The organism is Mucilaginibacter sp. P2_D11, from assembly GCF_056404435.1.
On sequence record NZ_JBFUEA010000015.1, the window covers coordinates 34,259 to 58,534 of the forward strand.

17 protein-coding genes are annotated in these 24,276 nt (G+C 46.3%); 10 read left to right on the top strand and 7 right to left on the bottom strand.

All coding sequences use genetic code 11. The features are described 5' to 3' along the window. Positions 1-221: 221 nt before the first annotated feature. Positions 222-3,848 (top strand): YobI family P-loop NTPase, encoded by a 3,627-nt coding sequence (locus AC1DXC_RS21465; protein ID WP_477461238.1) that lies wholly within the window; start codon positions 222-224, stop codon positions 3,846-3,848. Between the two features lie 59 nt (positions 3,849-3,907). On the opposite strand, the gene AC1DXC_RS21470 is transcribed toward AC1DXC_RS21465, so the two are convergent. The 5 genes from AC1DXC_RS21470 to AC1DXC_RS21490 all read right to left on the bottom strand — a co-directional run bounded on the left by AC1DXC_RS21470 (position 3,908) and on the right by AC1DXC_RS21490 (position 9,127). After that, positions 3,908-4,828 carry a hypothetical protein gene (locus AC1DXC_RS21470; RefSeq protein ID WP_477461239.1) on the bottom strand — a complete coding sequence of 307 codons (921 nt, stop codon included), beginning with the start codon at positions 4,826-4,828 and terminating at the stop codon, positions 3,908-3,910. A 543-nt stretch (positions 4,829-5,371) separates the two neighbouring features. Further along, on the bottom strand, positions 5,372-6,016 hold the full coding sequence (locus tag AC1DXC_RS21475) for a hypothetical protein (protein WP_477461240.1): 645 nt from the start codon (positions 6,014-6,016) through the stop codon (positions 5,372-5,374). Beyond that, positions 6,013-6,486 (bottom strand): hypothetical protein, encoded by a 474-nt coding sequence (locus tag AC1DXC_RS21480; protein WP_477461241.1) that lies wholly within the window; start codon positions 6,484-6,486, stop codon positions 6,013-6,015. Before AC1DXC_RS21480 ends, AC1DXC_RS21475 begins: the two co-directional genes overlap by 4 nt. Before the next feature lie 569 nt (positions 6,487-7,055). Continuing rightward, positions 7,056-7,847 (bottom strand): diadenylate cyclase CdaA, encoded by a 792-nt coding sequence (cdaA, locus tag AC1DXC_RS21485; protein ID WP_477461242.1) that lies wholly within the window; start codon positions 7,845-7,847, stop codon positions 7,056-7,058. A 308-nt stretch (positions 7,848-8,155) separates the two neighbouring features. Continuing rightward, the gene (locus tag AC1DXC_RS21490) at positions 8,156-9,127 is read right to left on the bottom strand and encodes a polyprenyl synthetase family protein (RefSeq protein ID WP_477461243.1); all 972 of its coding nucleotides are present in this window, start codon (positions 9,125-9,127) and stop codon (positions 8,156-8,158) included. 355 nt (positions 9,128-9,482) lie between these two features. Between AC1DXC_RS21490 and AC1DXC_RS21495 the strand changes: the two genes are divergently transcribed. Next, positions 9,483-10,808 (top strand): Gfo/Idh/MocA family protein, encoded by a 1,326-nt coding sequence (locus AC1DXC_RS21495; protein ID WP_477461244.1) that lies wholly within the window; start codon positions 9,483-9,485, stop codon positions 10,806-10,808. A gap of 183 nt (positions 10,809-10,991) precedes the next feature. Beyond that, entirely contained in the window at positions 10,992-12,371 is a 1,380-nt protein-coding gene (locus AC1DXC_RS21500) for a 3-keto-disaccharide hydrolase (RefSeq protein ID WP_477461245.1), read from the top strand. A 151-nt stretch (positions 12,372-12,522) separates the two neighbouring features. Here the strand turns inward: AC1DXC_RS21500 and AC1DXC_RS21505 are convergent, their stop codons facing one another. Next, positions 12,523-12,948 carry a hypothetical protein gene (locus AC1DXC_RS21505; RefSeq protein WP_477461246.1) on the bottom strand — a complete coding sequence of 142 codons (426 nt, stop codon included), beginning with the start codon at positions 12,946-12,948 and terminating at the stop codon, positions 12,523-12,525. Between the two features lie 19 nt (positions 12,949-12,967). Continuing rightward, on the bottom strand, positions 12,968-13,399 hold the full coding sequence (locus AC1DXC_RS21510; protein WP_477461247.1) for a hypothetical protein: 432 nt from the start codon (positions 13,397-13,399) through the stop codon (positions 12,968-12,970). A gap of 238 nt (positions 13,400-13,637) precedes the next feature. Here AC1DXC_RS21510 and AC1DXC_RS21515 point away from each other — a divergent pair, with 238 nt between their 5' ends. The 7 genes from AC1DXC_RS21515 to AC1DXC_RS21545 all read left to right on the top strand — a co-directional run bounded on the left by AC1DXC_RS21515 (position 13,638) and on the right by AC1DXC_RS21545 (position 24,276). After that, on the top strand, positions 13,638-15,644 hold the full coding sequence (locus tag AC1DXC_RS21515) for a glycoside hydrolase family 127 protein (RefSeq protein ID WP_477461248.1): 2,007 nt from the start codon (positions 13,638-13,640) through the stop codon (positions 15,642-15,644). A gap of 15 nt (positions 15,645-15,659) precedes the next feature. Beyond that, a complete protein-coding gene (locus AC1DXC_RS21520; RefSeq protein WP_477461249.1) occupies positions 15,660-17,855 on the top strand; it encodes a putative Ig domain-containing protein in 2,196 nt (731 codons plus the stop codon). A gap of 137 nt (positions 17,856-17,992) precedes the next feature. After that, positions 17,993-18,940, top strand: coding sequence for a dihydrodipicolinate synthase family protein (locus AC1DXC_RS21525; RefSeq protein WP_477461250.1), 948 nt, complete (start codon positions 17,993-17,995; stop codon positions 18,938-18,940). Between the two features lie 208 nt (positions 18,941-19,148). Continuing rightward, on the top strand, positions 19,149-20,726 hold the full coding sequence (locus tag AC1DXC_RS21530; protein WP_477461251.1) for an aldehyde dehydrogenase (NADP(+)): 1,578 nt from the start codon (positions 19,149-19,151) through the stop codon (positions 20,724-20,726). A 155-nt stretch (positions 20,727-20,881) separates the two neighbouring features. Further along, positions 20,882-21,883, top strand: a complete 1,002-nt coding sequence (locus tag AC1DXC_RS21535) for a 4-hydroxyproline epimerase (RefSeq protein WP_477461252.1) — start codon at positions 20,882-20,884, stop codon at positions 21,881-21,883. A 178-nt stretch (positions 21,884-22,061) separates the two neighbouring features. Then, positions 22,062-23,306: an NAD(P)/FAD-dependent oxidoreductase gene (locus AC1DXC_RS21540; RefSeq protein ID WP_477461253.1), complete on the top strand. Its 1,245-nt coding sequence runs from the start codon at positions 22,062-22,064 to the stop codon at positions 23,304-23,306. A gap of 88 nt (positions 23,307-23,394) precedes the next feature. Then, complete coding sequence (locus AC1DXC_RS21545) at positions 23,395-24,276, top strand: AraC family transcriptional regulator (RefSeq protein WP_477461254.1); 882 nt, start codon at positions 23,395-23,397, stop codon at positions 24,274-24,276.

The window sequence follows — 24,276 nt, forward strand, 5'->3', positions numbered from 1 at the left end:
TCAGGCGGGCTTTACGCTGCTACGGGTTTAGGTGGGGGTGTGCGGCTCGGGTAGAAAATGTCATGAGAACGCCCCGCACTTGTCCTGCACTACATACCTCACGCCAGATAGGGGGGATGTCGCGTGTACGCCGTGCATTTGGCCTGCGCTGCATACGCGCGCGGTTGGGAATCTCATGGCGATAATTAAATAATATTATCTAACTTGGATTTTTAAACCTTATGTCAACTCAGGAAAGAATTAGCCAATTATTGATTTACTGGATCAAGCAGCTTCATCGCATAAATTCGAAATGTTTTGGAAATATTCATAATCCAAACCCTAAAAATTTCGAAGATTTAACCCCACAATATCAGTTAGAGGTTGGTAATACTTATTCCGATGCACTTTCTTGGGCAGTTAGAAATCCAGAAGTGAAAAATCTCGCGCTAACGGGTCCATATGGATCCGGTAAAAGCAGTATTTTGAAAACCTTTGAAGCCGACCATCCTGAGTACACCTATTTAAATATATCTCTGGCCTCTTTTGAAGACGACATACAAAATGGAATAGACGTTCGAAAACGAATTGAGATAAGTATTCTTCAACAAATATTTTATAAAGTCAGTGTACGAAAGGTGCCTTTTTCTCGATTTCGCAGAATTCGAAATACACCCGCTTGGCGTTTTATTCTCAGTGCCACTTTGATGATTATCTGGGTATTATCAGGCGTTTTTATATTTAAGCCAGAGTTCTATGACCGCCTATCGTGGTGGAATAGATTTATGACGACCTATGGAGATATTACTTTGTATGTGGCTATAATTTTATTTATTACAGGCGCAATTTTATTTCTGACAAAGCTGTTGAAAACCTATAATAGCGCACAGTTTAAAAAATTGAATGTCAGCAATGGGGAACTTGAGTTGGCACAAGAGGCCGATACCTCCATATTAAATAAACATCTTGACGAAATTTTGTATTTTTTTGAGGAAACCGCATACGATGTTGTAATTATCGAGGATTTGGACAGATTTGAAGATCCAGAGATATTTACAAAACTAAGAGAGTTAAATAATTTGATTAACAGCTCCAGTCAAGTTAAAAGGCAGGTGACTTTTATTTACGCTTTGAAAGACGATGTTTTTAAAGATAACAATCGTACAAAATTTTTTGACTTTTTAATACCAGTCATCCCAGTTATTAATTCGTCAAACTCAGGTGAAAAACTTCTTAAAAAGTTTGTAGACTCTAATACTAAAGGGCTTCTTACTGACACTTTTATAAGTGACATAACGCTTTTTATTGAAGACATGCGGATGCTCAAAAATATATATAACGAATATATTCTGTACAAGGAAAAAATCGGGTTAAAGGTAAATGAAGAAAAATTATTAGGGATAATCGTTTATAAAAATTTCTATCCAAGCGACTTTGCTGCATTGAATATAAACCAAGGATTAGTCTATCAGTGCTTTCAAAACAAAGCTGAAGTAATAAAAAGTGTTAAAATAAAAAATGAACAAGAAATCGCCGAAAGTATTTCTCAGATAAACGCTTTAGAAAGTGAACTATTAGCAAATATAGGTGAATTACAATCTGTCTACACCATGGCGATGATAAATATGTCACCTACCGCTTATAAATATAGACTGAATTCAAACACGTATGAAAACAATGAACTATTGGGGGAGGCATTCTTTCAAGATTTTCAAGTATCTACTACAATTCAGCATGTTAAAGCTGGCTATGGTAGTTGGTCTAACGCTAACTTCACCTTTAAAAAAATCGAAAAAGAAGTAAATGCAAAGTTATCCTATGTGCAGCGTGAAGCAATAATAAACGCAAAAAACGAAGGTGAATTAAATAAAGCAAAGGCTAGGATCGAGTTACTTAAAGAAGAAAACGCCAAAATTTCCGGTTGGTCATTACAGGAATTAATCAACAAACAATCTATTTCAGCACTATATAAAGATGCAGCCAAAGAAAAGTTGTTAATTTATTTGCTACGTCGCGGGTACATAGACGAAATGTATCACACCTATATTTCATTTTTCTACGAGGGCACAATAACAAGAACCGATATGGATTTTGTTATAGCTGTAAAGAACCTTGAAGCTTTAGAATTCGACTTCGGACTCGTTAAAATCGATCAAATACTAAAAAAAATCAGCATAAATGAATTTCAACAATCTGAGCTTCTAAATTATGACTTACTGGATTATCTTGTTCAAAATGCTCAAACATACAAGCGCGAGTTTTACGCTATAATTAATCAATTAAGTAATCAAACGGCAGTTTCCAATAAATTCTTGTCTGGGTATTTAATAAATGGCAAGATGATCAATGTGGTTTTTAAGACTTTGTGTAAAGAGTGGGCCGATGTTTGGAACCATATATCGAAAGCGAGTAGTTATTCACCAGAAACCGTCACCACCTTTTTGATAACAATTTTGCGTTATGCCGATCTTGTTGATATCATAAAAATCGATTCAAAAAAAGTCTTAAGTTCTTACATTAATAATAGGTCAGACTTCCTTGCACTTTTTGAGAAACAAGATTATCCCAAAATTAAGGATGTTCTTAAATCACTCGATGTAGAATTTATTGATTTAGACTATGTCGAAGAATCTAAAGAAATGTTCGAATTCGTTTACAAAAACAGTTGCTATGATATTAATGCCGGAATGATTGAAAAAATAATCCGACTCTACGGTAAGCATGATGACAATCTATCTGAGAACCTATTGAGTAAACACTTGACCACGATAAACTATTCTGGATGCCAGCCATTAATCAATTATATAAATGAAAATTTAGACATTTATGTTGAAGGTGTTATGTTAGCCTTGGAAGATAATTATGCTGAAGAGACGGATATTCTTGCCCCAGTTTTTAATAGTAACCTTAAGGTTAATATTAAAGAAGCTATTCTTAAACAAGGGACTGAAGTATTCAAGAGTATAGAGGAACTCCCTCAAGAACTTTGGAATTATGCCCTTCAAGTAGATTCAATCATGCCGGATTGGGAAAATGTCGTTGCATACTTTCAGAGTGAAGTAAAAGACGAAAATGTATTAACCACTTGGCTACAATGGAGCGATAACGCAGAAATGCTAAGTGATGATGAAATGGGCGATCCTGATGGTCAAGATAAAGACACATTGAAAACGCTTTGTGAATTTCTGCTACTTAATAATAATTTATCTGATGAGCATTACGAAAAATTAATTGGCAAAGTATTATGGCTGTATAATGCTTTGGAATTTCAAAATTTATCGAAAAATAAAATTGAAATTTTATTAAAAAAGCGCACACTTGGTTTTACTAAATATAATTATGACCTCCTTAAGAAACATTTCAATGGATTGAATATAACGCTGCTTACGCAAAATTTCAATGCCTACTTGACAAATGCCCTAGATTACGTGTTTGATAATTTAGATTATGTCAATCTATTAAAATCTAACTTTATTACACCTCAGCAGAAAATTTCGCTAATTACAGAGATGGATGCCTCCATTATTAATAATCATGTTTTAAGCAACTTTATTTCTCAAATATTAATTACCTCGCCCGCACAAGTAACGTTTGATATATTAAATAAATTAATTATTTATAACAGTGAACAGACTACGAAATTGAAACTCCTTATAATGAATTTCAGCTCATTAACTAACGAACGACGCTTTGATATGCTTAATTTGATTGGAAAACCTTATGACCAAATCACGTTAAAAGGAAAACGTCCGTCATTTCCTTTTAACGAAGACAATCTTAACTTGACTAAAAGATTGGCCGTTTACGATTTAATCGCTTCTTACAAAATTGACAAAAATAAAATCACCATTAACAATAAAAGAAAATAACCCACTAGGCTGGCTCACGCGTGTCGCGTGTCTAGTACTTGGAACAAGTAGCTTTTTATCTAAACTAAAACGTCTTCAAGCCGGATTGAGTCACCAAGCATTAGCCATTTTTCAATTAGTTCTGTTAATAAATTCGGCTCTTTTAATTTAGCGGTTAAAATTTGTTGGTTTTTTTCATCAGACACCTCATCACCAATTTTAATCCACGTCCAAACACCGGACTGTATGGTATTGTCATTTGCATTTCCTAAATGAAGCCCAGTCATAACACACATATTGGTGTTGACAAATAACTGGAATGCGCCAATGTTTTTAGTATTTGTGTTTTTCCAATAACCTACAAGGAAATCTCCAAAAAGTTGAACCTTTATCTCATGTTCATATCTCTTCCCAGAAGGTGAAGTGATTGCCAAATTAGTGCCTGAAAAGCTGCCCCTATTTGCCTTGTCCAACCGTTCGATGTCGATTTGATAACCGAGGATTGGTTCCTTACGGCTTCTAGATACGTATTCAAAACGAGAAAGCCAATAACCAGTAATTGCATCGTAATGCGTAGTTAGCATTTCCGGCTCAGTAGTATTTTCTGGCCGTTTATCTATTTTTATCGATTTTGCACGTAAAGTATGGGACACCGCAGGTATAAGATCCCGGTCGGTTAAGCCTATGGTATCTATATATTGCGACCAAGTTAAACCCTTTGCATATTTCCTTACTAGAACTTCTCTAATATAGTGATTAGCACCTGTTGCATGTTCTTGACTCAATTCACGAGTAGCACTAAGATAACCTAAGGATTTTTTCAATGAATCGATTGATGTTCCTCGTCCAGGCCATAGCATATCATCAAACAACGTATTCTTATTCTCTTTGAAATATTTGTCTATGTAAGTGCCTAACGCTAAAAACCAATCATTTCCATGAGGCCTTCCAAATTCCTTGAGAACTTCTAATAATAAGGGTTTAGGTATTAAAAGGAGCATATCGACAAAATTTACACGCATGCGTAAGCATGCGTACGTGTGATTAGTTTACATGAAATCCAATAACGACCTTCGTAGTGCGATGAGATAATAAACTCATTGCGAAGCAAATATATTATTAATTTAATTTTTTCTATTATGAGCACACCAAATGTTGACACGTCGTCTTCTGCTTACCAGGAAGGTTACAAAGACGGCTACACGAGTGAGGACAGAGATCCAATCTCAAGTTTTTTCCATTCATTTACCACCCACAGTGACGACTACCGAGAAGGCGAAGCTCAGGGTGAGCGTGACCGTTTCCGTGATGATCATAACAAATGATCTTATGGCAAATGCTGTAATTGTTAAACTAATAACAAGCCGGCACGAGGGCCGACTTGTTATTTTGAAACTCGTCTATACCCGACCAGTTCGCAAGACTAACACATTCCTCTGGCTGGCGACGCCCTTGCTGGCGCACGCGTGTGCCGTACTTTAAACAGGGTAACTATTCCATGCATTGCTCAAATGAGCCACATCTACACCAGCATAAGACTGCCTTTACTTGATGGGAGGGTACTTTCCGGGAGTTACATCGTAAGAAAACGTTCGGCAAAGTTGTTGAACATCCCTGAATTCATAATAGTCCAGATATTTCCACATTCGTTTTTGTAAAGCAGACAATAGCTTGCTTTTCCTTTTATGGTTAGGATCAGCGATTAACTTGATCTGGTAAACAAGGTAAGTACGAAGCACAGCGGAGTCAACTACTTTAGTCTGGTAATACCTGTTAAATAATCCCAATTCGTCAAAGTATTCATCAAAAACCTCGCGGATTTTTGATTCCTGGTCGTCAAAGGAACCTTTAAGCGAGTCAATTATAAGGGCACGCTCAACCATTCTTTCATCAACAGTCACTAAATCGTCCTTGGTAAACAGTGGTAGTTGTTTGCGGTCATAGTCTAATATTTGGTTCACCAACTGCACCGACCGGTTTTCTTGAAATTTTCGGAATTGCTCAACCGAGAAATTCGCCTTTTTCCATTTTTCGCCGTCTTCATAAGTTTTATATGAAAATACTATAGTGATTACTGCGCCAATAATACCGACGACTTTCACGATAGATTCTAATTTGCTCTTCGCAACTGCTTTGCTTTCCAAAATAGCTCTTTTAATCAAAAAGGAGTTTCCGAATAATCTTTTCATTTGAGGAAGAATTTAAAGACTTTACTGTAACCGCGAAAGCGTTTTATAGCTTGTAATCGCTGCGGAATGTAGTTTAGTACGATGTCAAAGTCGATTTGGTGACTACTATCCCGAGGAATGTCCATCAATATATCTGTGTTGCCAGACAGATATTTTACATGTAATGTATCCGGATCGGCATCGTCGGCTGTTTCGAGCTGTTGTTGTTGCTGCTGCTGCTGCTGCTGTTGCCCATCTGGTATTTTAGCTAATTTAACCAAAGCGGATTGAACGACAGGAAACTTATTTGGCCCGGTTTCGGTAATTCTGATGACGATATGAGCGCCTATACTAACCTCGTATACACCGTCGATGGGCCTTACAGGGTGTTTGTTAACAAGAACGCTGATATCTCCTTGTGCGTAAACAACGGTATTTGTCGTCAGTACAAATAGTAGCGACATAAAAATTCGTATGCTATCTTTTATCATGAAAAGGCGGTTTAAATGTTGGCTGAATATACAGTATTTATTTAATGTATTTACCTGATAAACAAATTTTTATAAAATAATGATCGGTTGTACAGCTCAAAACAAATGCATAATTGCTTTAGCGTGTTTTACCTGGGCTGCATACCCCCCTCAACTGGCGCGGGTATGCAGCCCAGGGCATGAGCGCAGTGTACCCGTGCCTAAGCATGCAATTGCATGTTTAATTAAATGACGAATACTTTACCTTAATCTGCCTTCGCAGTAGGGATTGAGAGGGGAAGCCGCCTGCGCGAGGGCTTGAGCGCGGAAGGGGCGGCCGAAGCGCAGCGTAGCCCGGCAAAGCCCGGCCCGCTTCTATCAGCGGGACTGCCACAATTCACTGGGCAGTTGGCAGTTATTTGCGTAACGGCTAAGGCTCGCTAACCACTCAATGCGGGATTTGCTTCTTCCTGAAAAAAAGTGTCTCGTTGATGAAAACCGCTGTACCTTTGCGTGCCGTATAAGATCCCTCCCTCGTACCTCGGTTCGGGATGACAGGGTGGTAGAAACCCGTATGCAAAGTATCTCCCTTAAAAGTCCTTATTCAACAATTTCTCCAACTCCGCGAAGCTGATGTTCATTTTTATGCGGCCTTGTTTGGCGTAGGATATTTCGCCGGTTTCTTCTGATACGATGATGGCGGTTGCGTCGTTGGCTTCGGTAACGCCTATGCCGGCGCGGTGGCGCAGGCCGAATTGCGCGGGGAGGTCGGCCTTTTCGGTTACGGGCAAAATGCAGCTGGCCGATTTGATTTTGTTGCCGGCTATTACCACCGCACCATCGTGCAGGGGGCTATTCTTCTGGAAGATGGCCTCCAGCAGGCGTTTGGATATTTTGGCTTCTACCACCTCGCAGCTGTTCTGGTAAAATTGCTCGTCGTAATACTTGGCGAACACGATGAGCGCCCCGGTGCGGGTTTGCTTCATGGTTTTGCAGGCATCAATAATGGGTTTTATGCGGGCGTAGTTGTTCTTTTCGGCTTCGGCTTTGCCGAAGAAATATTTCCACCAGGCCTTGTTTCGCTGCAGCGAGGCATTCTTGCCCACCAGCAGCAGAAACCGCCGCACCTCCTGCTGAAAAACGATGATGATGGCTATGATGCCCACATTGGCAAAGCGACTGAGGATGGCGGTAAGCAGCTTCATGTCCAGCGCTTCTACCACCTTATACAGCAAAAATATCGCGATGAAACCGATGAAGATATTGGTGGCGATGGTGCCCCGCATGAGGTTATAAAGCTGGTACAGGATGAACGCCACCAGCAACACATCCAGTATATTGGGGATAGTGGGTTTCAGGAAGCTGAAATCGATGCCTTGCATGTTGCGAAGTTAATAAGTTTTGGGTGATATTGGATGGGGGTAACTACGTCAGCCATCATGTTGAATTTATTTCAACACCCCATCATAAAAGTGGCCACCATGCTAAGCCGCTTTGCGTGCCGTTGACCTGCCGTGTGGGGTACTGAAACAAGTTCAGCACGACGATGTGTATGCTTTGCATGCCGCCGACTTGCCGTGTGGGGTACTGAAACAAGTTCAGCATGACGATGTGTTTGCTTTGCATGCCGCCGACCTGCCGTGTGGGGTACTGAAACAAGTTCAGCATGACGATGGGGGGGCGCAGCCTATTATTTACTCCGTTCCGTAGTAAAGCGCACCAGTTGCTGCAGGCCGGTGCGGGCAGGGCCCGGGGGGAAGGTATCCAGTATGGCGAAGGCGCTTTCCTGGTATTTTTTCATCTGGATCTCCGAGTATTCCAGTCCGCCTTTTTGTTTCACGAAGCTTACGATCTCGGCAATCTTTTTGGGGTCGTCGTTATGGTTTTTCACCAGGTTTATCATCCGTTTCTTATCGGCGGGGCTGCTGTTGTTTAGCGCGTAGATAAGCGGCAGGGTGACTTTCTTTTCTTTGATATCGATGCCCACGGGCTTGCCCACATCGTCGGTACCGAAATCGAACATGTCATCTTTTATCTGGAAAGCGATACCGATATGCTCGCCGAAGAGGCGCATTTTTTCTACTGTTTCGTCGTCGGCACCGGCAGACGCCGCTCCGCAGGCACAGCAGGAGGCGATAAGCGATGCGGTTTTCTGGCGGATAACCTCGTAGTAAACGGGCTCGCCAATATCCATGCGGCGCACTTTTTCTATCTGCAGCAGTTCGCCCTCGCTCATTTGCTTTACCGCTTCTGATACGATCTTGAGTAAAGCAAAGTCGCCGTTATCTATAGATAGCAGTAAGCCTTTAGACAACAGGTAATCGCCAACCAGGACGGCTATCTTATTTTTCCATAAAGCGTTGATAGAGAAGAAGCCCCGGCGCTGGTAAGAGTTATCAACCACATCGTCGTGCACCAGCGAAGCCGTGTGCAGCAGTTCTACCAATGCCGCCCCGCGATGGGTGCTTTCGTTGATACCCCCGCAAATGCTGGCCGAAAAAAACACGAACATGGGGCGTATCTGTTTGCCCTTGCGTTTTACGATGTAGTGGGTAATACGATCGAGCAGGGGTACCGAGCTTTGCATGGAAACCTTGAATTTCTCTTCGAAAACATCAATTTCTGCAGCAATAGGTTTTTTAATCTCGTCGATGTTCAGCATCTGCAATGAATCGCTTTGGTGGCGTTGTTATTTGAAGCAAACATAAGCTAAAAAAAATTATCTGCGTAAAAGGGGTATTTTTTTACGGCAATTAAACTATTGGCCGCCAAAACCATCTATAAGGTGTACATCGCCAGAGACGATATATAAGTTTTGATTTTGTGAGTTAGAGTTTTCGTTTGAGCAGGTCCCGGTGGTACGGGGCCTGCTTTTTTTGTGGGCTTTAATGTCTCGCGCCTGCCTCCCCTTTAATTTATGTATTAATTTATGTATTAATGTTACAAACAACTAAATACATAAAAACCTAAATTAGCCCTTACCAATTACCGCAAATACATTTACCAAACCCGGTTTTATGCAACGCAGAAGATTTATCCAGAACATGGCCGTTACCGGCACCAGTTTCCTTGTTGGCTCGCAAATGGCCATGGGCGGCGTTTTTAAAGGCTCGCCCAATAAAAAAGTAGTTTTAGGGGTGATGGGCGTTAACAGTCGCGGCGCCTTTTTGGCGGCGAAGCTGGCCGCCATACCCGATACCGAGATAGGCTACATTTGCGATGTAGACAGCAAAGCGATGGATAAATGCATCGCCGAAATCGAAAAAATTACCAGCAAACGGCCAAAAGGTATAACCGATATACGCCAGCTATTAGAGAAGAAGGATCTGGATGCCCTGGTAATAGCCGCGCCCGACCATTGGCACGCCCCCGCCACCATCCTGGCCTGCCAGGCCGGCAAGCATGTGTATGTAGAGAAACCCTGCAGCCACAACCCGCACGAAGGGGAAATGGCCATTGCAGCCGCTGCTAAATACAACAAGCTGGTGCAGATGGGTAGCCAAAGGCGTTCCTTCAACAATGTACAGAAGATGGTGCAGGAATTGCACGACGGCATCATCGGCAGGGCGTATTTTGCGAGGGGCTGGTATGTAAACAACCGCAAATCCATCGGGTTCGGCAAGCCTGCGCCTGTGCCCTCCAACTTGAATTACGAACTATGGCAGGGCTACGCGCCGCGCAAGGCTTATAAGGATAACCTGATACACTACAACTGGCACTGGCATTGGAACTGGGGCACAGGCGAGGCCCTTAACAACGGCACGCACGAAATTGACGTGATGCGCTGGGGCCTGGGTGTTGATTTCCCGGACAGAGTGACCTCATCAGGCGGGCGTTTTGCCTTTAAGGACGATTGGGAAACTCCCGATACGCAAACTATACTGGCCAACTTCCCCAATAACACCGCCTTAAGTTGGGAGGGGCGCAGCTGCAACAGTTTCAACTCAGAAGGCGTGGGTCGCGGCGTAGTGTTTTATGGCGATAAAGGCACTATCAACTACGGAGGCGGCAACGGCTACCAGGTTTTCGATTACAATAATAAACTGGTAAAAGAAATAAAAGACGAAACCCCGGTAGATGCCGGCAACAAAGTGAGCCCTACCGAACTGCTGGACAGGGTGCACCTGCAAAACTTCATTACTTCGATACAGGGTGATACGCAGCTGAACCAAACCATCATCAACGGCCATAAATCAACCGTGATACCGCAACTGGGCAACATTGCCCAACGCATGGGCCGTGTATTGAACTGCGACCCAACCAACGGCCACATCCTGCACGACCCCGAAGCCATGAAGCTTTGGACACGGGATTACGAGCCGGGATGGGATTTGAAGGTGTAGGCTTTTTTAAAATCCCCTCTTGAGAGGGGGCGCGACGGGCAAGAGCGAGGGGAGGGGTGTGTTTGCCACGATGCTACGTTTGCAATGCATATCGGCTAACACACCCCTGCCCCCTCTCAAGAGGGGAATCGCACGTCGCCCCCGCTTTTTATAGCAAATTGAATAAAAACATCAACCATAAATATGAAGAACAACCTAAAAATATGGATACTAGCCGCTGCTGCTGCAACCCTTGGCATACAAACAGCATCGGCACAAATAAAACCGGGCTATACCAGCCTTTTCGACGGTAAAACCTTGAAAGGCTGGAAAAAACTGGCCGGTAATGCGGAGTATGCTGTGGACAATGGCGTAATCATTGGCACGGCAGTGCTTAACAGCGGCAACACCTTTTTGGTAACTGAGAAGGAATACAGCGATTTTGTGCTGGAACTGGATGTGATGACCGAAAGCAACCTCACCAACTCGGGCGTGCAGGTGCGCAGCCATTACAACCCTGCCGGTCACGAAGGCAAGGGCCTGGTTTACGGCAAGCAATGCGAAGTTGACCCCAGCGACCGCAGCTGGACCGGCGGCATCTACGACGAAGGTCGCCGCGACTGGCTATACCCCATGGAACTAAACGGCAAAGCCAAAGAGCTTTGGAAAACCGGCGAGTACAATCATATCAAAATAGAATGCATTGGTAATGCCACCAAAACCTGGGTAAACGGCGTAGCCAAAGCCTTTGTGGTGGATACGCTGGATAACAAGGGTTTTATAGGCTTGCAGGTGCATGCGATAAGTGAAGCCGGACAGGCAGGAAAGAAGATATTTTTCAAAAACATCCAGATAAAAACGGGCAAGCTAAGCCCGCAGCCATTTTCTGAAGACGCTTACGTAGTAAACCTGGCACCCAATAAGCTATCAGATTTTGAAGAACACGGCGGCTGGAAACTGCTGTTTGATGGCAAGAGCAATAAGGGCTGGCACAGTGCAACGGCTGCTACCTTCCCCGTAAAGGGCTGGAGCGTAAAAGGTGGCACCATTTCGGTACTGGGCTCGGTAGGTGGCGAAGCTACCAACGGCGGCGATATTGTTACGGACGGGGAGTATGCTGCGTTCGACCTATCGTTTGAGTTTAAAATGGTAACCGGCGCGAATAGCGGGGTTAAATACTTTGTTACCCTGAGCGAGAAAACTGCTGGCTCGGCCATAGGCCTGGAGTACCAGGTGCTCGATGATGCCGTGCACCCCGATGCCAAGCTTGGCCGCGATGGCGACCGTACCCTGGCTTCCCTTTACGACCTTATCCCCGCCAAAAAGCAGGCCCGTTTTGTGCACCCTATTGGTGCCTGGAACATCGGGCGTATTGTAGTGTATCCCAATAACCACGTAGAGCATTACCTCAACGGCATCAAAGTGCTGGAGTATGACCGAGGCTCGCAAGCCTACCGCGATCTGGTAGCCATTAGCAAATACAAAGTTTGGAAAGATTTCGGCGAAGCTGCGAAAGGGCACCTGCTATTGCAGGATCATGGCTTTGATGTGAACTATAGGAATATAAAGATAAAGCAGCTTTAGTTCTTGGTGGCGACTTAAACACAAAGGCCACAGAGGGAGAAACACAGAGGCCACAGAGCTTTGCAAATTGGTATTTTAACTCTCTGTGGCCTCTGTGCTCGCCACTTCGCAAGTTCTCTGTTCACTCTGTGTTTAAATGGCCACTAACGCGTCATTCAAATTTATCCGCCACCACCTGTATCTTCATATCGGGCATTTCTGCCGCTACCATGGTTACGGTAACCTTGCCTGCTTTGCCCTCGATGGTAATGGTGGCATTAAGCTCTTTGCCGCCATCGGTAAATACGGAAGTTACTACCGTTTTCCCTTCCTTATAAGGCATTGTCCAGTTGCAGCTGTAAGATTTTATAGGGCCTGTCATTTTGTGTTCCTCATCGCCCGGTGCAATAATCACTTCGGTTTTGGTGAGGGTGATTAGCGTCTCTTCATCCTTAGTGCGCTGCAGTTCGCCTTTGGCGTTGTAGTAATTGGTTGTCGATGATGCCAGGAACACCGGTTTGTCGCATTGTGCAAAGCTGATTGTTGTGCCTGCCAGTACCAAAGCAAAGGCCAGCGCGATTTTCTTTAAATTTTTCATGTTGTTATAATTAAGCGGTTTATTCGAATGTGTTGGCCACTACCTGTATCTTTTTACCGGGCATCTCATCGGCGGTAAACGTGAGCGTAACTTTTCCGTCTTTACCTTCGATGGTAATGTTTACGTGCAGGTCGTTGTTGCCATCGGTCAGCAGGGCTTTCAGGGTTGTTTTGCCTTCTTTGAAAGGGGTGGTCCAGTTGCAGGTATATTCGGTAACGCTGCCATTCATCATATGATCGCCCGGTGTTATGGTTATTTCCGTTTTGGATAGGGTTACGATGGTTTGTTCATCGGCTGTCTTTTCCACTTCGCCCTTGTCATTCAGATAAGTGGTTACTGATGAGGTTAATTTTACCGGTTTCTCGCACTGCGCAAAGCTAATGGTGCTGCCTGCCAGTACCAAAGCAACAGCCAGTATGCCCGCTTTTAAAATGTTGTTTTTTGTTTTCATTGTATGGGTTGAATTTTAATTTCCACAAAGATATATGTTTAATATAGTATTATGCAATACAAAGTACTATATAAATTAATAAATTGTGAATTGATTGTATTTTATCGCAACTTGGCGAGTGTTGTTGATTATGATGGTAATATTTAGTTATAATCAGATAAAAACTAATCGATAAGCCGCTCATTTTCCCTTACTTTTGAATAACTTTACCTTTAGCTATCAAATTATCCTGTCGCCCATGAAGAAGCTCCTTTTTTTGCTTTTAGCCTTTGGTGGTACTTCGGCATCTGCGCAGATGCACGATTATCCTATACAGCCCGTTGCCTTTACCAAGGTTACACTGGCGGATAAATTCTGGACCTCGCGCATCGAAACCAACCGAACAGTAACCATCCCGGCATCGTTCGACCGTTGCAAAACCACGGGCAGAATAAAGAACTTCCAGATGGCGGCGGAAGGCAAGGGCAAGTTTTGCACCGTTTATCCCTTTGATGATACGGATATCTACAAAACCATCGAAGGGGCCTCTTACTCTTTGGCGGTGCACCCCGATAAACAATTAGATGCCTACCTCGATTCGCTGATTACTGTTGTTGGAAAGGCGCAGGAAAAGGATGGTTATTTGTACACCTACCGCACTATCGACCCGTTACACCCAGGTGGGGCGGCAGGCCCCGAGCGCTGGGTAAAAGAGAACGAGCAGAGCCACGAACTATATTGCGCCGGCCATATGTACGAGGGCGCAGCCGCGCACTTTATGGCAACAGGCAAACGCAACTTCCTCAATATAGCTTTAAAAAATGCCGACCTGCTGGTAGCAACTTTCGGCCCCGGAAAAAGGGCAGTTGCCCCGGGCCACGAAATTGTGGAGATGGGCCTGGTGCGCCTTTACCGCATCACCGGGAAGAAAGAATACCTCGACCTGGCCAAATTCTTTATCGATCAGCGCGGCAAAAAGCCCTACAACAAAAAAAGCAAGAACGTTTGGGAAAACGGCACTTATTACCAGGACGATAAACCTGTAATCAATCAAGATGAGGCCGAGGGCCACGCCGTACGCGCCATGTACCTGTACTCCGGAATGGCCGATGTAGCAGCCTTAACAGGCGATAAGGAATATCTAGCCGCCATAGATAAGATATGGGACAACATGGTGGGCAAAAAAATGTACGTGCAGGGCAGCATAGGCGCCGTTGGCGATGGCGAACGCTTTGGCGATAATTACGAACTGCCCAATACCACCGCCTATAACGAAACTTGCGCCGCCATTGGCAGCGTGTTCTGGAACCAGCGTATGTTTCTGTTGCATGGTGATTCTAAGTATATAGATGTGCTGGAGAAAGTGCTTTATAATGGCCTTATCTCGGGCGTTGGACTGGATGGTAAATCGTTCTTCTATACTAATGCCATGCAAATTCAAGAACATTTTAATCATCCTGATATCGAGCGCGAGCGTTCGGGCTGGTTCGTATGCTCTTGCTGTCCAACCAATATTGCCAGGCTCATACCCTCGGTGCCAGGCTACATTTATGCGCAGAACGGCAAGGATGTGTTCGTGAACCTGTTCATCAGCGGCACGGGCAGCATGCTGGTAAACAATAAGACTTTGCAGATAACCCAGCAAAACAATTACCCATGGGATGGCGGCCTTGCCTTTATTATCAACCCGGCATCGGCTATGGATATGAACCTCAAGATACGTATTCCTGGCTGGGCACAGAACCAGGCCGTACCGTCGGACCTGTACAGCTATCAGCAACCCTTGAATAAAAAAGTGGTTATTAAGCTTAACGGCCAGCCGGTAGATTATCAAATAGAAAAGGGCTACGCCGTCATCAGCAAAAAATGGAAAAAAGGCGATAAGGTAGAAATGCTATTGCCGATGGATGTACAGCGCGTAGTAGCCAGCGACAAACTGCCCAACGATGCCGGCAGGATAGCCCTGCAGCGCGGCCCCCTCATGTACGCCGCCGAATGGAAAGACAACGGCGGGTTGGCCAGCAATATCATCATCCCGAAGGATGCGGTGTTTACTTCTCAATTCGATGCGGGCCTGCTTAATGGGGTGACCGTTTTAAAGGCCGATGTAAAGGCCATCAATATAGATGCCGACAAGCAAATAGTAAGCACCGAAACAAAAACCCTTACGGCTATACCCTACTATGCATGGGCCAACCGGGGCAAAGGAGAGATGATGGTTTGGTTTCCTGAACAGGTAAAATATGTCGATATTATCAGCCGATAACCAAATCTCTATCAAATGAAAAAGATATTCGCCATTTTGTTCCTGCTGGCCTGCTTTGCAAAAGCCAATGCGCAGGTTTCGCTCGCGACCGGCTGGAAGTTCATGCCCGGCGACAGCACCATTTACAGTGACCAAACCTATGACGACAGCCAATGGAAACCCATCGATGTGGCTAAATCCTGGGAGCGGCAAGGCTACCCCGACCGTAACGGTTTTGGCTGGTACCGCCTGCATGTAACTATACCCGCATCATTAAAAAACAATGCCTATTTAAAGGACAGCCTCCGTTTTGATTTGCAGAATGTAGACGATAACGACGAGGTGTACCTCAACGGCAAACTGGTAGCTAAAACCGGCAATAATATCAAAGAAGGCCATTACGGCCCGCGCCGCTATGTGCTGGCCACCAACAACTCCGCTATTTTGTGGGATAAAGAGAACGTAATCGCTATCCGCATATTTGATACAGGCGGCGATGGCGGCCTGTACGGCAACCAGTTCAGCATCAGCATGAATGATATCATGGACTATGTTACCATTAATACTGATGCGGATTTTTTTTACGGTGAAAAAAAATCCTTAGGTAAATCCATCAAACTCGTAGCCAGAGGCAGCTACAAATATAAGGGCATCCTCGAATTTAAGATGACGGACCCTGAGGACGGCAAAGTGCTTTATCAAAAAGCAAACAACGCTGCTTTCACAAATCACAAACCTTTCACTTATACCTTTAATGCTGCATTACTCGAGAAGAAATCGTACGTATTGAGCTATGAGTTTACCGATAGCCTATCGGGAACCAAAATTTCGAAGACAGAAAGTACGCCGTACATTCTTACGCCCGAGCCATCGGCGCAGCCAAAAATAAACGGCCCCGAGGTTTATGGCGCAAGGCCGGGCAACCCCTTCTTGTACCTCATCCCGGCAACGGGGCAAAAACCGCTTACTTATAAGGCGGTTGGTTTACCAAAGGGCTTAGTGCTTGATGGTAAAACCGGTATCATTTCCGGTACTGTTGCCCAAAAAGGAAACTATGTTGTAACGCTTACGGCAAGCAACGCCCTGGGCGGTAATAGCAAAAAATTCAGCATCAGTATAGGCGATAAAATTGGCCTGACCCCTGCTTTGGGCTGGAACAGCTGGAATGCTTTCGGCCTGAGCGTGGATGATGCCCGCGTGCGCACCGCCGCCAACACCATGATAGAAAAACTGGCCGCTTACGGCTGGAACTACGTGAACATAGATGATGGCTGGGAAATAGACAAACGCCTGCCAAACGGCGCAATAACTACCAACAGCAAGTTCCCGGATATGAAAGCGACTACCGCTTATGTGCACAGCCTGGGGTTGAAGATGGGGATTTACTCATCGCCCGGCCCAACCACCTGCGGTGGCTACTTAGGCAGCTGGCAGCACGAGGATCAGGATGCCCAAACCTATGGCGACTGGGGTATCGACTACCTGAAATACGATTGGTGCTCTTACAGCGAAGTAACGGCTTCGAAGCCATCGCTTGATGATTTGAAGAAGCCTTACCAGGTAATCCGCGCATCGCTGGATAAGGTACACCGCGATATTATGTTGAGCTTTTGCCAATATGGCTGGGGCAAAGTATGGGAGTGGGGTGCCGAAACCGGCGGCAACAGCTGGCGCACTACAGGCGATATAGAAGACACCTGGAGAAGTATGTCGCAGATTGGTTTTAACCAGAACGAGGCCGCCAAATTTGCGCAGCCCGGCCATTTTAACGACCCGGATATGCTGGTTGTAGGCAAGGTGGGCTGGGGGCCAACCCTGCATAACAGCCGCCTTACTGCCGATGAGCAATATACACACATCAGCCTGTGGAGCTTGCAGTCGGTACCACTATTGATAGGATGCGATATGGGGGCACTGGATAAATTCACCCTTAACCTGCTTACCAACAGCGAGGTGCTGGCGATAGATCAGGATGCCCTGGGCAAAGCCGCCCGCCAGATCGTAAAAGGCGATACTTACCAGATATGGGTAAAACAAATGAAGGACGGCAGCAGGGCAATCGGCCTGTTCAACCTGAGCGACAAGTACCAAACCATTACGTTGGATAGCCAAACAGCAGGTGCATATACCAGCATCCGCAACGTATGGCAGCAAAAAGATATTGCCAAAAGCGCAGGCGATTTTAAAGCCAGCATAGCGCCGCACGGGGTGCTGCTGTTGAGGGTGAAGTAATATAGAAATAAGAAACGTCATTGCGAGGAACGAAGCAATCTCTACGCAGGACAAGCGGTCTCGCAAATCGGCTCTGCTTGCCGGGAGATTGCTTCGTGCCTCGCAATGACGAAGTTTAATATTAAATAAATAGGTTTATGAGCATAGTATGGAAAGGGGTATTCCCCGCGGTAACAACCAAGTTTACCGATAACGATGAATTGGATTTCGAAGCGTTCGACAAGAACATCGAAGCGCAAATAGAGGCCGGCGCAAACGGCTTTGTATTAGGTGGTTCGCTGGGCGAAGCAAGCGTGCTTACCGACGAGGAAAAGCTAGCCTTGCTGGAGCATACCGTAAAGCTGGTTGATAAACGCGCCTATGTGATATTGAACATAGCTGAGCAAACTACTAAAGCTGCCTTGCTTTGCGCCAAAAATGCCGAAAAATACAGTGCCGATGGCCTGATGATGCTGCCGCCGCTGCGTTACAAAGCCGACGATGCCGAAACTGTGAAGTATTTTGCCGACGTGGCCCAAAGCACGCACCTGCCCATCATGATATACAACAACCCCTACGATTATAAGATAGAGGTTACGCTGGATATGTTTGAAGAGCTATCGGCATACCCGAACATACAGGCGGTAAAAGAATCAACCCGCGACGTAAGCAACGTTACCCGTATGATCAACCGTTTCGGCGATAGGTTCGCGATCATGACAGGTGTTGATACCCTGGCCCTCGAAAGCCTTTTCATGGGTGCCGATGGTTGGATAGCCGGCCTGGTTGATGCCTTCCCGCGTGAAACCGTAGCTGTTTACCGTTTGGCTAAAGCCGAACGTATGCAGGAGGCTCTGGCCATCTACCGCTGGTTTTTACCCGTGCTGGAGCTGGATATCCACCCTAAACTGGTACAATACATCAAACTTGCCGAAAGCGTAACCGGCCTGGGCACCGAAACCGTGCGCTTACCGCGCTTAAAAATAACAGGCGACGAGCGCGAAAGGGTTCTAAAAGTGATTAACCACGCCGTTAAAAACCGGCCCGAATTGCCTGTTGGCAGCTGGGGTGTAGAAGCAGAAGTGGATGTGACCGGGGTGAGCTAAGGGAGAGAGTAAAGAAATAAGAGCCAAGAGCCAAGAAGTGCCCAAGCACCTCCACGTCATTGCGAGAAGCGATGGGCTGGCTAAGGAGGTGGGGCGACGAAGCAATCCTCGGCAAGCAGAGTCGCTCTGCAAGTCCGACCTGCTTGCCGCAGGTTGCCACGCTTCGCTCGCAATGACGGACTGTTTAAATAGGTTCTAAAATTAACACATGATTACTCAAAATATAATAGGATATTCGTTAATACCCCCAACCGGTAAAAGCTTCAGGGCGATGAGCCCTGCAAACGATACCGAACTGGACGGCGATTTTTCGGCAGCAACGGCTGCCGATGCAGATGCGGCCATGCAACTGGCCGATAAAGCATTTGCCGTTTACCGCCATACCGATGCCAAGACAAAGGCTGCCTTTTTGCGCAGCATTGCCGAAGGCATCACCGCACTGGGTGATGAATTGCTTAACCGTTGCGCGGCAGAAACTGGCTTGCCCATTCCCCGTTTAACGGGCGAGCGTGGCCGTACTACAGGTCAACTGAACATGTACGCCAACCTGCTGGAAGAAGGCAGTTGGGTAGATGCTGTGATAGATACCGCCATCCCTGATAGAACGCCGCTACCAAGAGTTGACATCCGCAAAATGCTGGTGCCAATTGGCCCGGCGGCGGTGTTCGGTGCAAGCAACTTCCCGATGGCTTTTTCTGTTGCCGGGGGCGATACCGTTTCGGCATTGGCTGCGGGTTGTCCGGTGGTGGTGAAAGCGCATCCGGCGCACCCGGGTGCAAGCGCATTGGTTGCGGAAGTAATTATGCAGGCAGCTAAAAAGCATAACCTGCCTGATGGCGTTTTCTCTCACCTGTTCGATGATGGCTACGCCGTTGGCGAAGCATTGGTGAAACATCCCAAAACCAAAATCGTAACCTTTACCGGTTCGCTAAAAGGGGGCATGGCATTGGTGAAAATGGCCCGCGAACGCGATGAGCCTATCCCGGTATTTGCCGAAATGGGCAGCATAAACCCGGTGGTATTATTGCCGCAGGCCTTGCAAAACCGTGCCGAAGAACTGGCTAAAACCTATGGCGAATCTATCACCATGAGTGCGGGGCAGTTTTGTACCAACCCGGGCTTATTGCTGGCGGTGAAATCCGAAGGATTAGACAGGTTCAAAGCCGCCCTTGGTGCAGCTATAGTAAGCGTGAACTCCGCTACCATGCTCACGGCGGGTATCTGCAGCAATTACCAAAAACTTTCCGAAGAAAGGCTGGGTAACCATGCCGTAGTGGTTATTGGGCAGTCGGAAAAGTTGAATACCGGAAGCGCAAACCAGGCATTGGCTGTGGTAAGCGAAATAGCTGCTTCAGATTTCCTGGCGGATGATAAATTCAAGGAAGAAGTCTTCGGTCCTTACAGCATGCTGGTAGTTGCCGATAATATGGCGCAGTTGGAGACGGTTATCAGCACATTACAAGGGCAGTTAACCGCCACCATTATGGCCGAAAGGGAGGAACTGGCCTTGTACGAACCCATACTAGATAAACTAGCGGCCATAGCCGGTCGCGTGATATTGAACGGCCCGCCAACAGGCGTGGAGGTGGGTAACGCCATGCAGCATGGCGGCCCTTTCCCGGCAACATCTGATAGCAGGTTTACATCGGTGGGTACAGGTGCTATCAAGCGTTTTGTGCGCCCGGTAGCCTGGCAAAACTGGGATAATGCTTTGTTACCCGATGCCCTGAAAGACGAAAACCCGCTGGGTATTTGGCGGCTATTTAATAATGAATGGAGTAAATAATAAGAATAACGTCATCTTGAACTTGTTTCAAGACCCCATCATAAAAGTAGCGAATATGCAAGCCCGCTTTGCATATCGTTAAACTGCCGTGTGGGGTATCGAAACAAGTTCGGCATGACGGTTATTTTTTGACTTTAAGCTTCGACTTAGAAAACATGACTAAAACATTCTTCTGTATCGACGCGCATACCTGCGGTAACCCGGTGAGGCTGGTTGCCGGTGGCGGCCCCAATTTAACAGGCGCCAATATGAGCGAGAAGCGCCAGCACTTTTTAAAGGAATACGATTGGATACGCAAAGGGCTGATGTTCGAGCCGCGCGGCCACGATATGATGAGCGGTAGCATCCTGTACCCGCCTCACGACCCGGCTAACGACGTAGCCGTACTGTTTATCGAAACCAGCGGCTGCCTGCCCATGTGCGGGCACGGCACTATCGGTACGATAACCATCGCGGTGGAGGAAGGGCTTATCACCCCAAAAACTCCGGGCATTATCCGTATGGAAGCACCCGCCGGATTGGTGCTCATTTCCTACCAACAAGTAGGCGGTAAGGTAAAATCGGTAAAGTTGGTTAACGTAGCCTCGTACCTCGATTCGGAAGGGCTGGAAGTTGAATGCCCCGATTTAGGGATGCTCACAGTCGATGTTGCCTATGGCGGCAACTTCTATGCCATAGTGGATCCGCAAGTGAACTTTGCCGGACTGGAAAACTACACTGCCGATCAGCTCATATCATGGAGCAGGGTATTGCGCACGCGTATCAACGAGAAATATACCTTCGTCCACCCCGAAAATCCGACAATCAACACCTGTACGCATATCCTTTGGGCAGGTAAGACCATATCACCGGAAGCAACTGCCCGCAACGCTGTTTTTTATGGCGATAAAGCGATAGACCGCTCGCCCTGTGGTACAGGTACATCGGCACGAATGGCGCAATGGCATGCCAAGGGCAAACTCAAAAAAGGCGACCAGTTCATCCACGAAAGCATTATCGGCAGCCAGTTCATCGGCACGGTAGAGTATGAGGTAACGTTAGGCGGCAAGCCCGCCATTATACCCGGCATAGAAGGCTGGGCAAAAGTTTACGGCTACAACACCATCAAAATTGATGACGAAGATGACCCGTACGCGTTTGGGTTTCAGGTGATATAGAGGCATATAAAAATAATCATAATAAACTATGTCATTGCGAGGCTCATGTGTGGGCTGCGCGAATGGGAGCCGTGGCAACCTCATAGGACAAGCGCCGATGCTTTGCGAAGTCGCCAAGTGTCCTATGAGGTTGCCGCGCTTCGCTCGCAATGACAAATTTGTTAAAGAATAAGATTCCATGAGTAAAACAACCATCATAGGAGGCGGCATAATAGGCCTTTTTTCAGCTTATTACCTGCACAAAGCAGGCTGGGAAGTAGAAATACTGGAGCAGGGCGACCTGAGCGACAATGCCTCGTTTGGCAATGCGGGCATGATAGTGCCCAGTCATTTTATACCATTGGCTGCACCGGGCATGATAGAGCAGGGCATCCGCTGGATGTTCGATAGCAAAAGTCCGTTCTATGTAAAACCATCGCTCAACCCCGAACTGATAGGTTGGGGATTGAAGTTCCTGAAAGCAGCCAATAAAAAACATGTGGAACGCTCGGCCGTAGCCTTGCGCGACCTTTCGCTCCTGAGCAAAAAGCTATATCTGGATTTTGGCAAAGCGGCGGGTTTTGATTTCGGGTTGGAGGATAAAGGCATCCTGATGCTATATAAAACTGCCAAATTTGAAGATGAAGAGCACCACATCGCCGAAAAGGCAAGAGCGCTTGGGCTCGACGCGCAAAACCTTACTGCCGATGAAGTTCGCGCTTTGCAGCCCGAGATTGATACGGACGTATTAGGTGCTGTGCATTACCATTGCGATGCGCATCTGTATCCCAATAAACTGATGGCGGGTTTAGTGAAATACCTCGAAGCAGCAGGCGTAAAGATTCATCGAAATACGCCGGTTACGCATATCGAACGCGGTCAAGGTAAAGTGGTATCCGTGCAAAGTAATGATAAAAGTTTTAAGGCGGATAAATACCTGATTGCGGGTGGTGCCTGGTCGCCGGCGATTGCTAAACTTGCCGGGCTTAACGTTCCGTTGATGCCGGGCAAAGGCTATTCGTTTATGGTAGAGGAGCCACAGAAAAGGATGAGCATTCCGGCCTTGCTTTGCGAGGCAAGGGTATCCGTAACGCCGATGAATGGCAGTATCCGCTTTGGCGGCACCATGGAAATAGGCAAGATAAATGATAAGATAAACATGAACCGCGTAGCGGGTATCGTAGAATCTATCCCCAAATATTTCCCAGGCTTTAAACCAGCTACCCCGCAGGTAAAGGATATCTGGTACGGTTTTCGCCCCTGCTCGCCCGATGGCTTGCCTTATATCGGCACGTCATCAAAATACAGCAACGTAGCCATAGCTACCGGCCACGGCATGATGGGCCTTAGCCTGGCACCGGCAACAGGTAAACTAATTGAAGAGGTGCTCAACGAAAAACAAGTATCAACAAATATTGACCAATTTTCACCTAACCGATATTAATCAGCCCCCTCTAAATCTACCCCGGGAGGGGAGACTTCAAAAAGCCCTCCCTTCCGGGGAGGGTTGGGTGGGGCTTAACCAATAACCCATGAAAGTCCTCCCCTTTACCATACCGGTGCCACATGGGCAAAGCATTATTGTGCAGGAGGAGGAATTGCCACATTTTTACCCGCACCTGCATCGCCACGCCGAAATACAGGTAACCTGGATACAACAGGGCGAGGGTACGCTGCTCGCAGGTAACAGCATGCACGTTTTTGGTAGTGGGGACGTATATGTATTGGGTGCTAACCAGCCGCATTTGTTTAAAAGTAGTCCCGAATATTTTGCCGAGGGGAGCGACAAGCAGGTGCGGGCCATCAGCGTTTTTTTTAACCCCAACGGGCAATTGACTGCACTTTTTGGCCTGCCGGAGATGGCGCTGGTGAAAAGCTTTTTTACCCAATGGCAAAGCGGTTTTAAGATACCTGCGGATGCCGCTGTGGCTTTTTGGGCCATGATACAGAAGATACAATACGCCAATGGAGCCGCGCAGCTGGCTTTGCTGATAGATATGCTGAATGCGATGAGTTCGCTGGAGGGCATTGAGCCATTATCATCCGGCAATTACCCCTACTCCATGACCGACCCCGAAGGTGCCCGCATTGCATCGGTGTACAACTACATTATGCACAACTACAGCAACGCCCTCACGCTGGATGAAGTAGCCCGCCTGGCGCATCTAACGCCGAACGCTTTCTGCCGGTATTTTAAAAAGCATACCCGCACTACCTTTATCGCATTTGTAAACAAGGTGAGGGTGAACGAAGCCTGTAAATTGCTGGTAAACGGCAGCCTGAACAACATTGCCGATGTGGCGTATAGCTGCGGCTTTAGCAGCATTACCAATTTCAACTACGTGTTTAAGGCCATTACAGGCAAATCGCCGAGGGAATATATGAGCGGGTACGCGGGTGCGGTAAAAAACTAA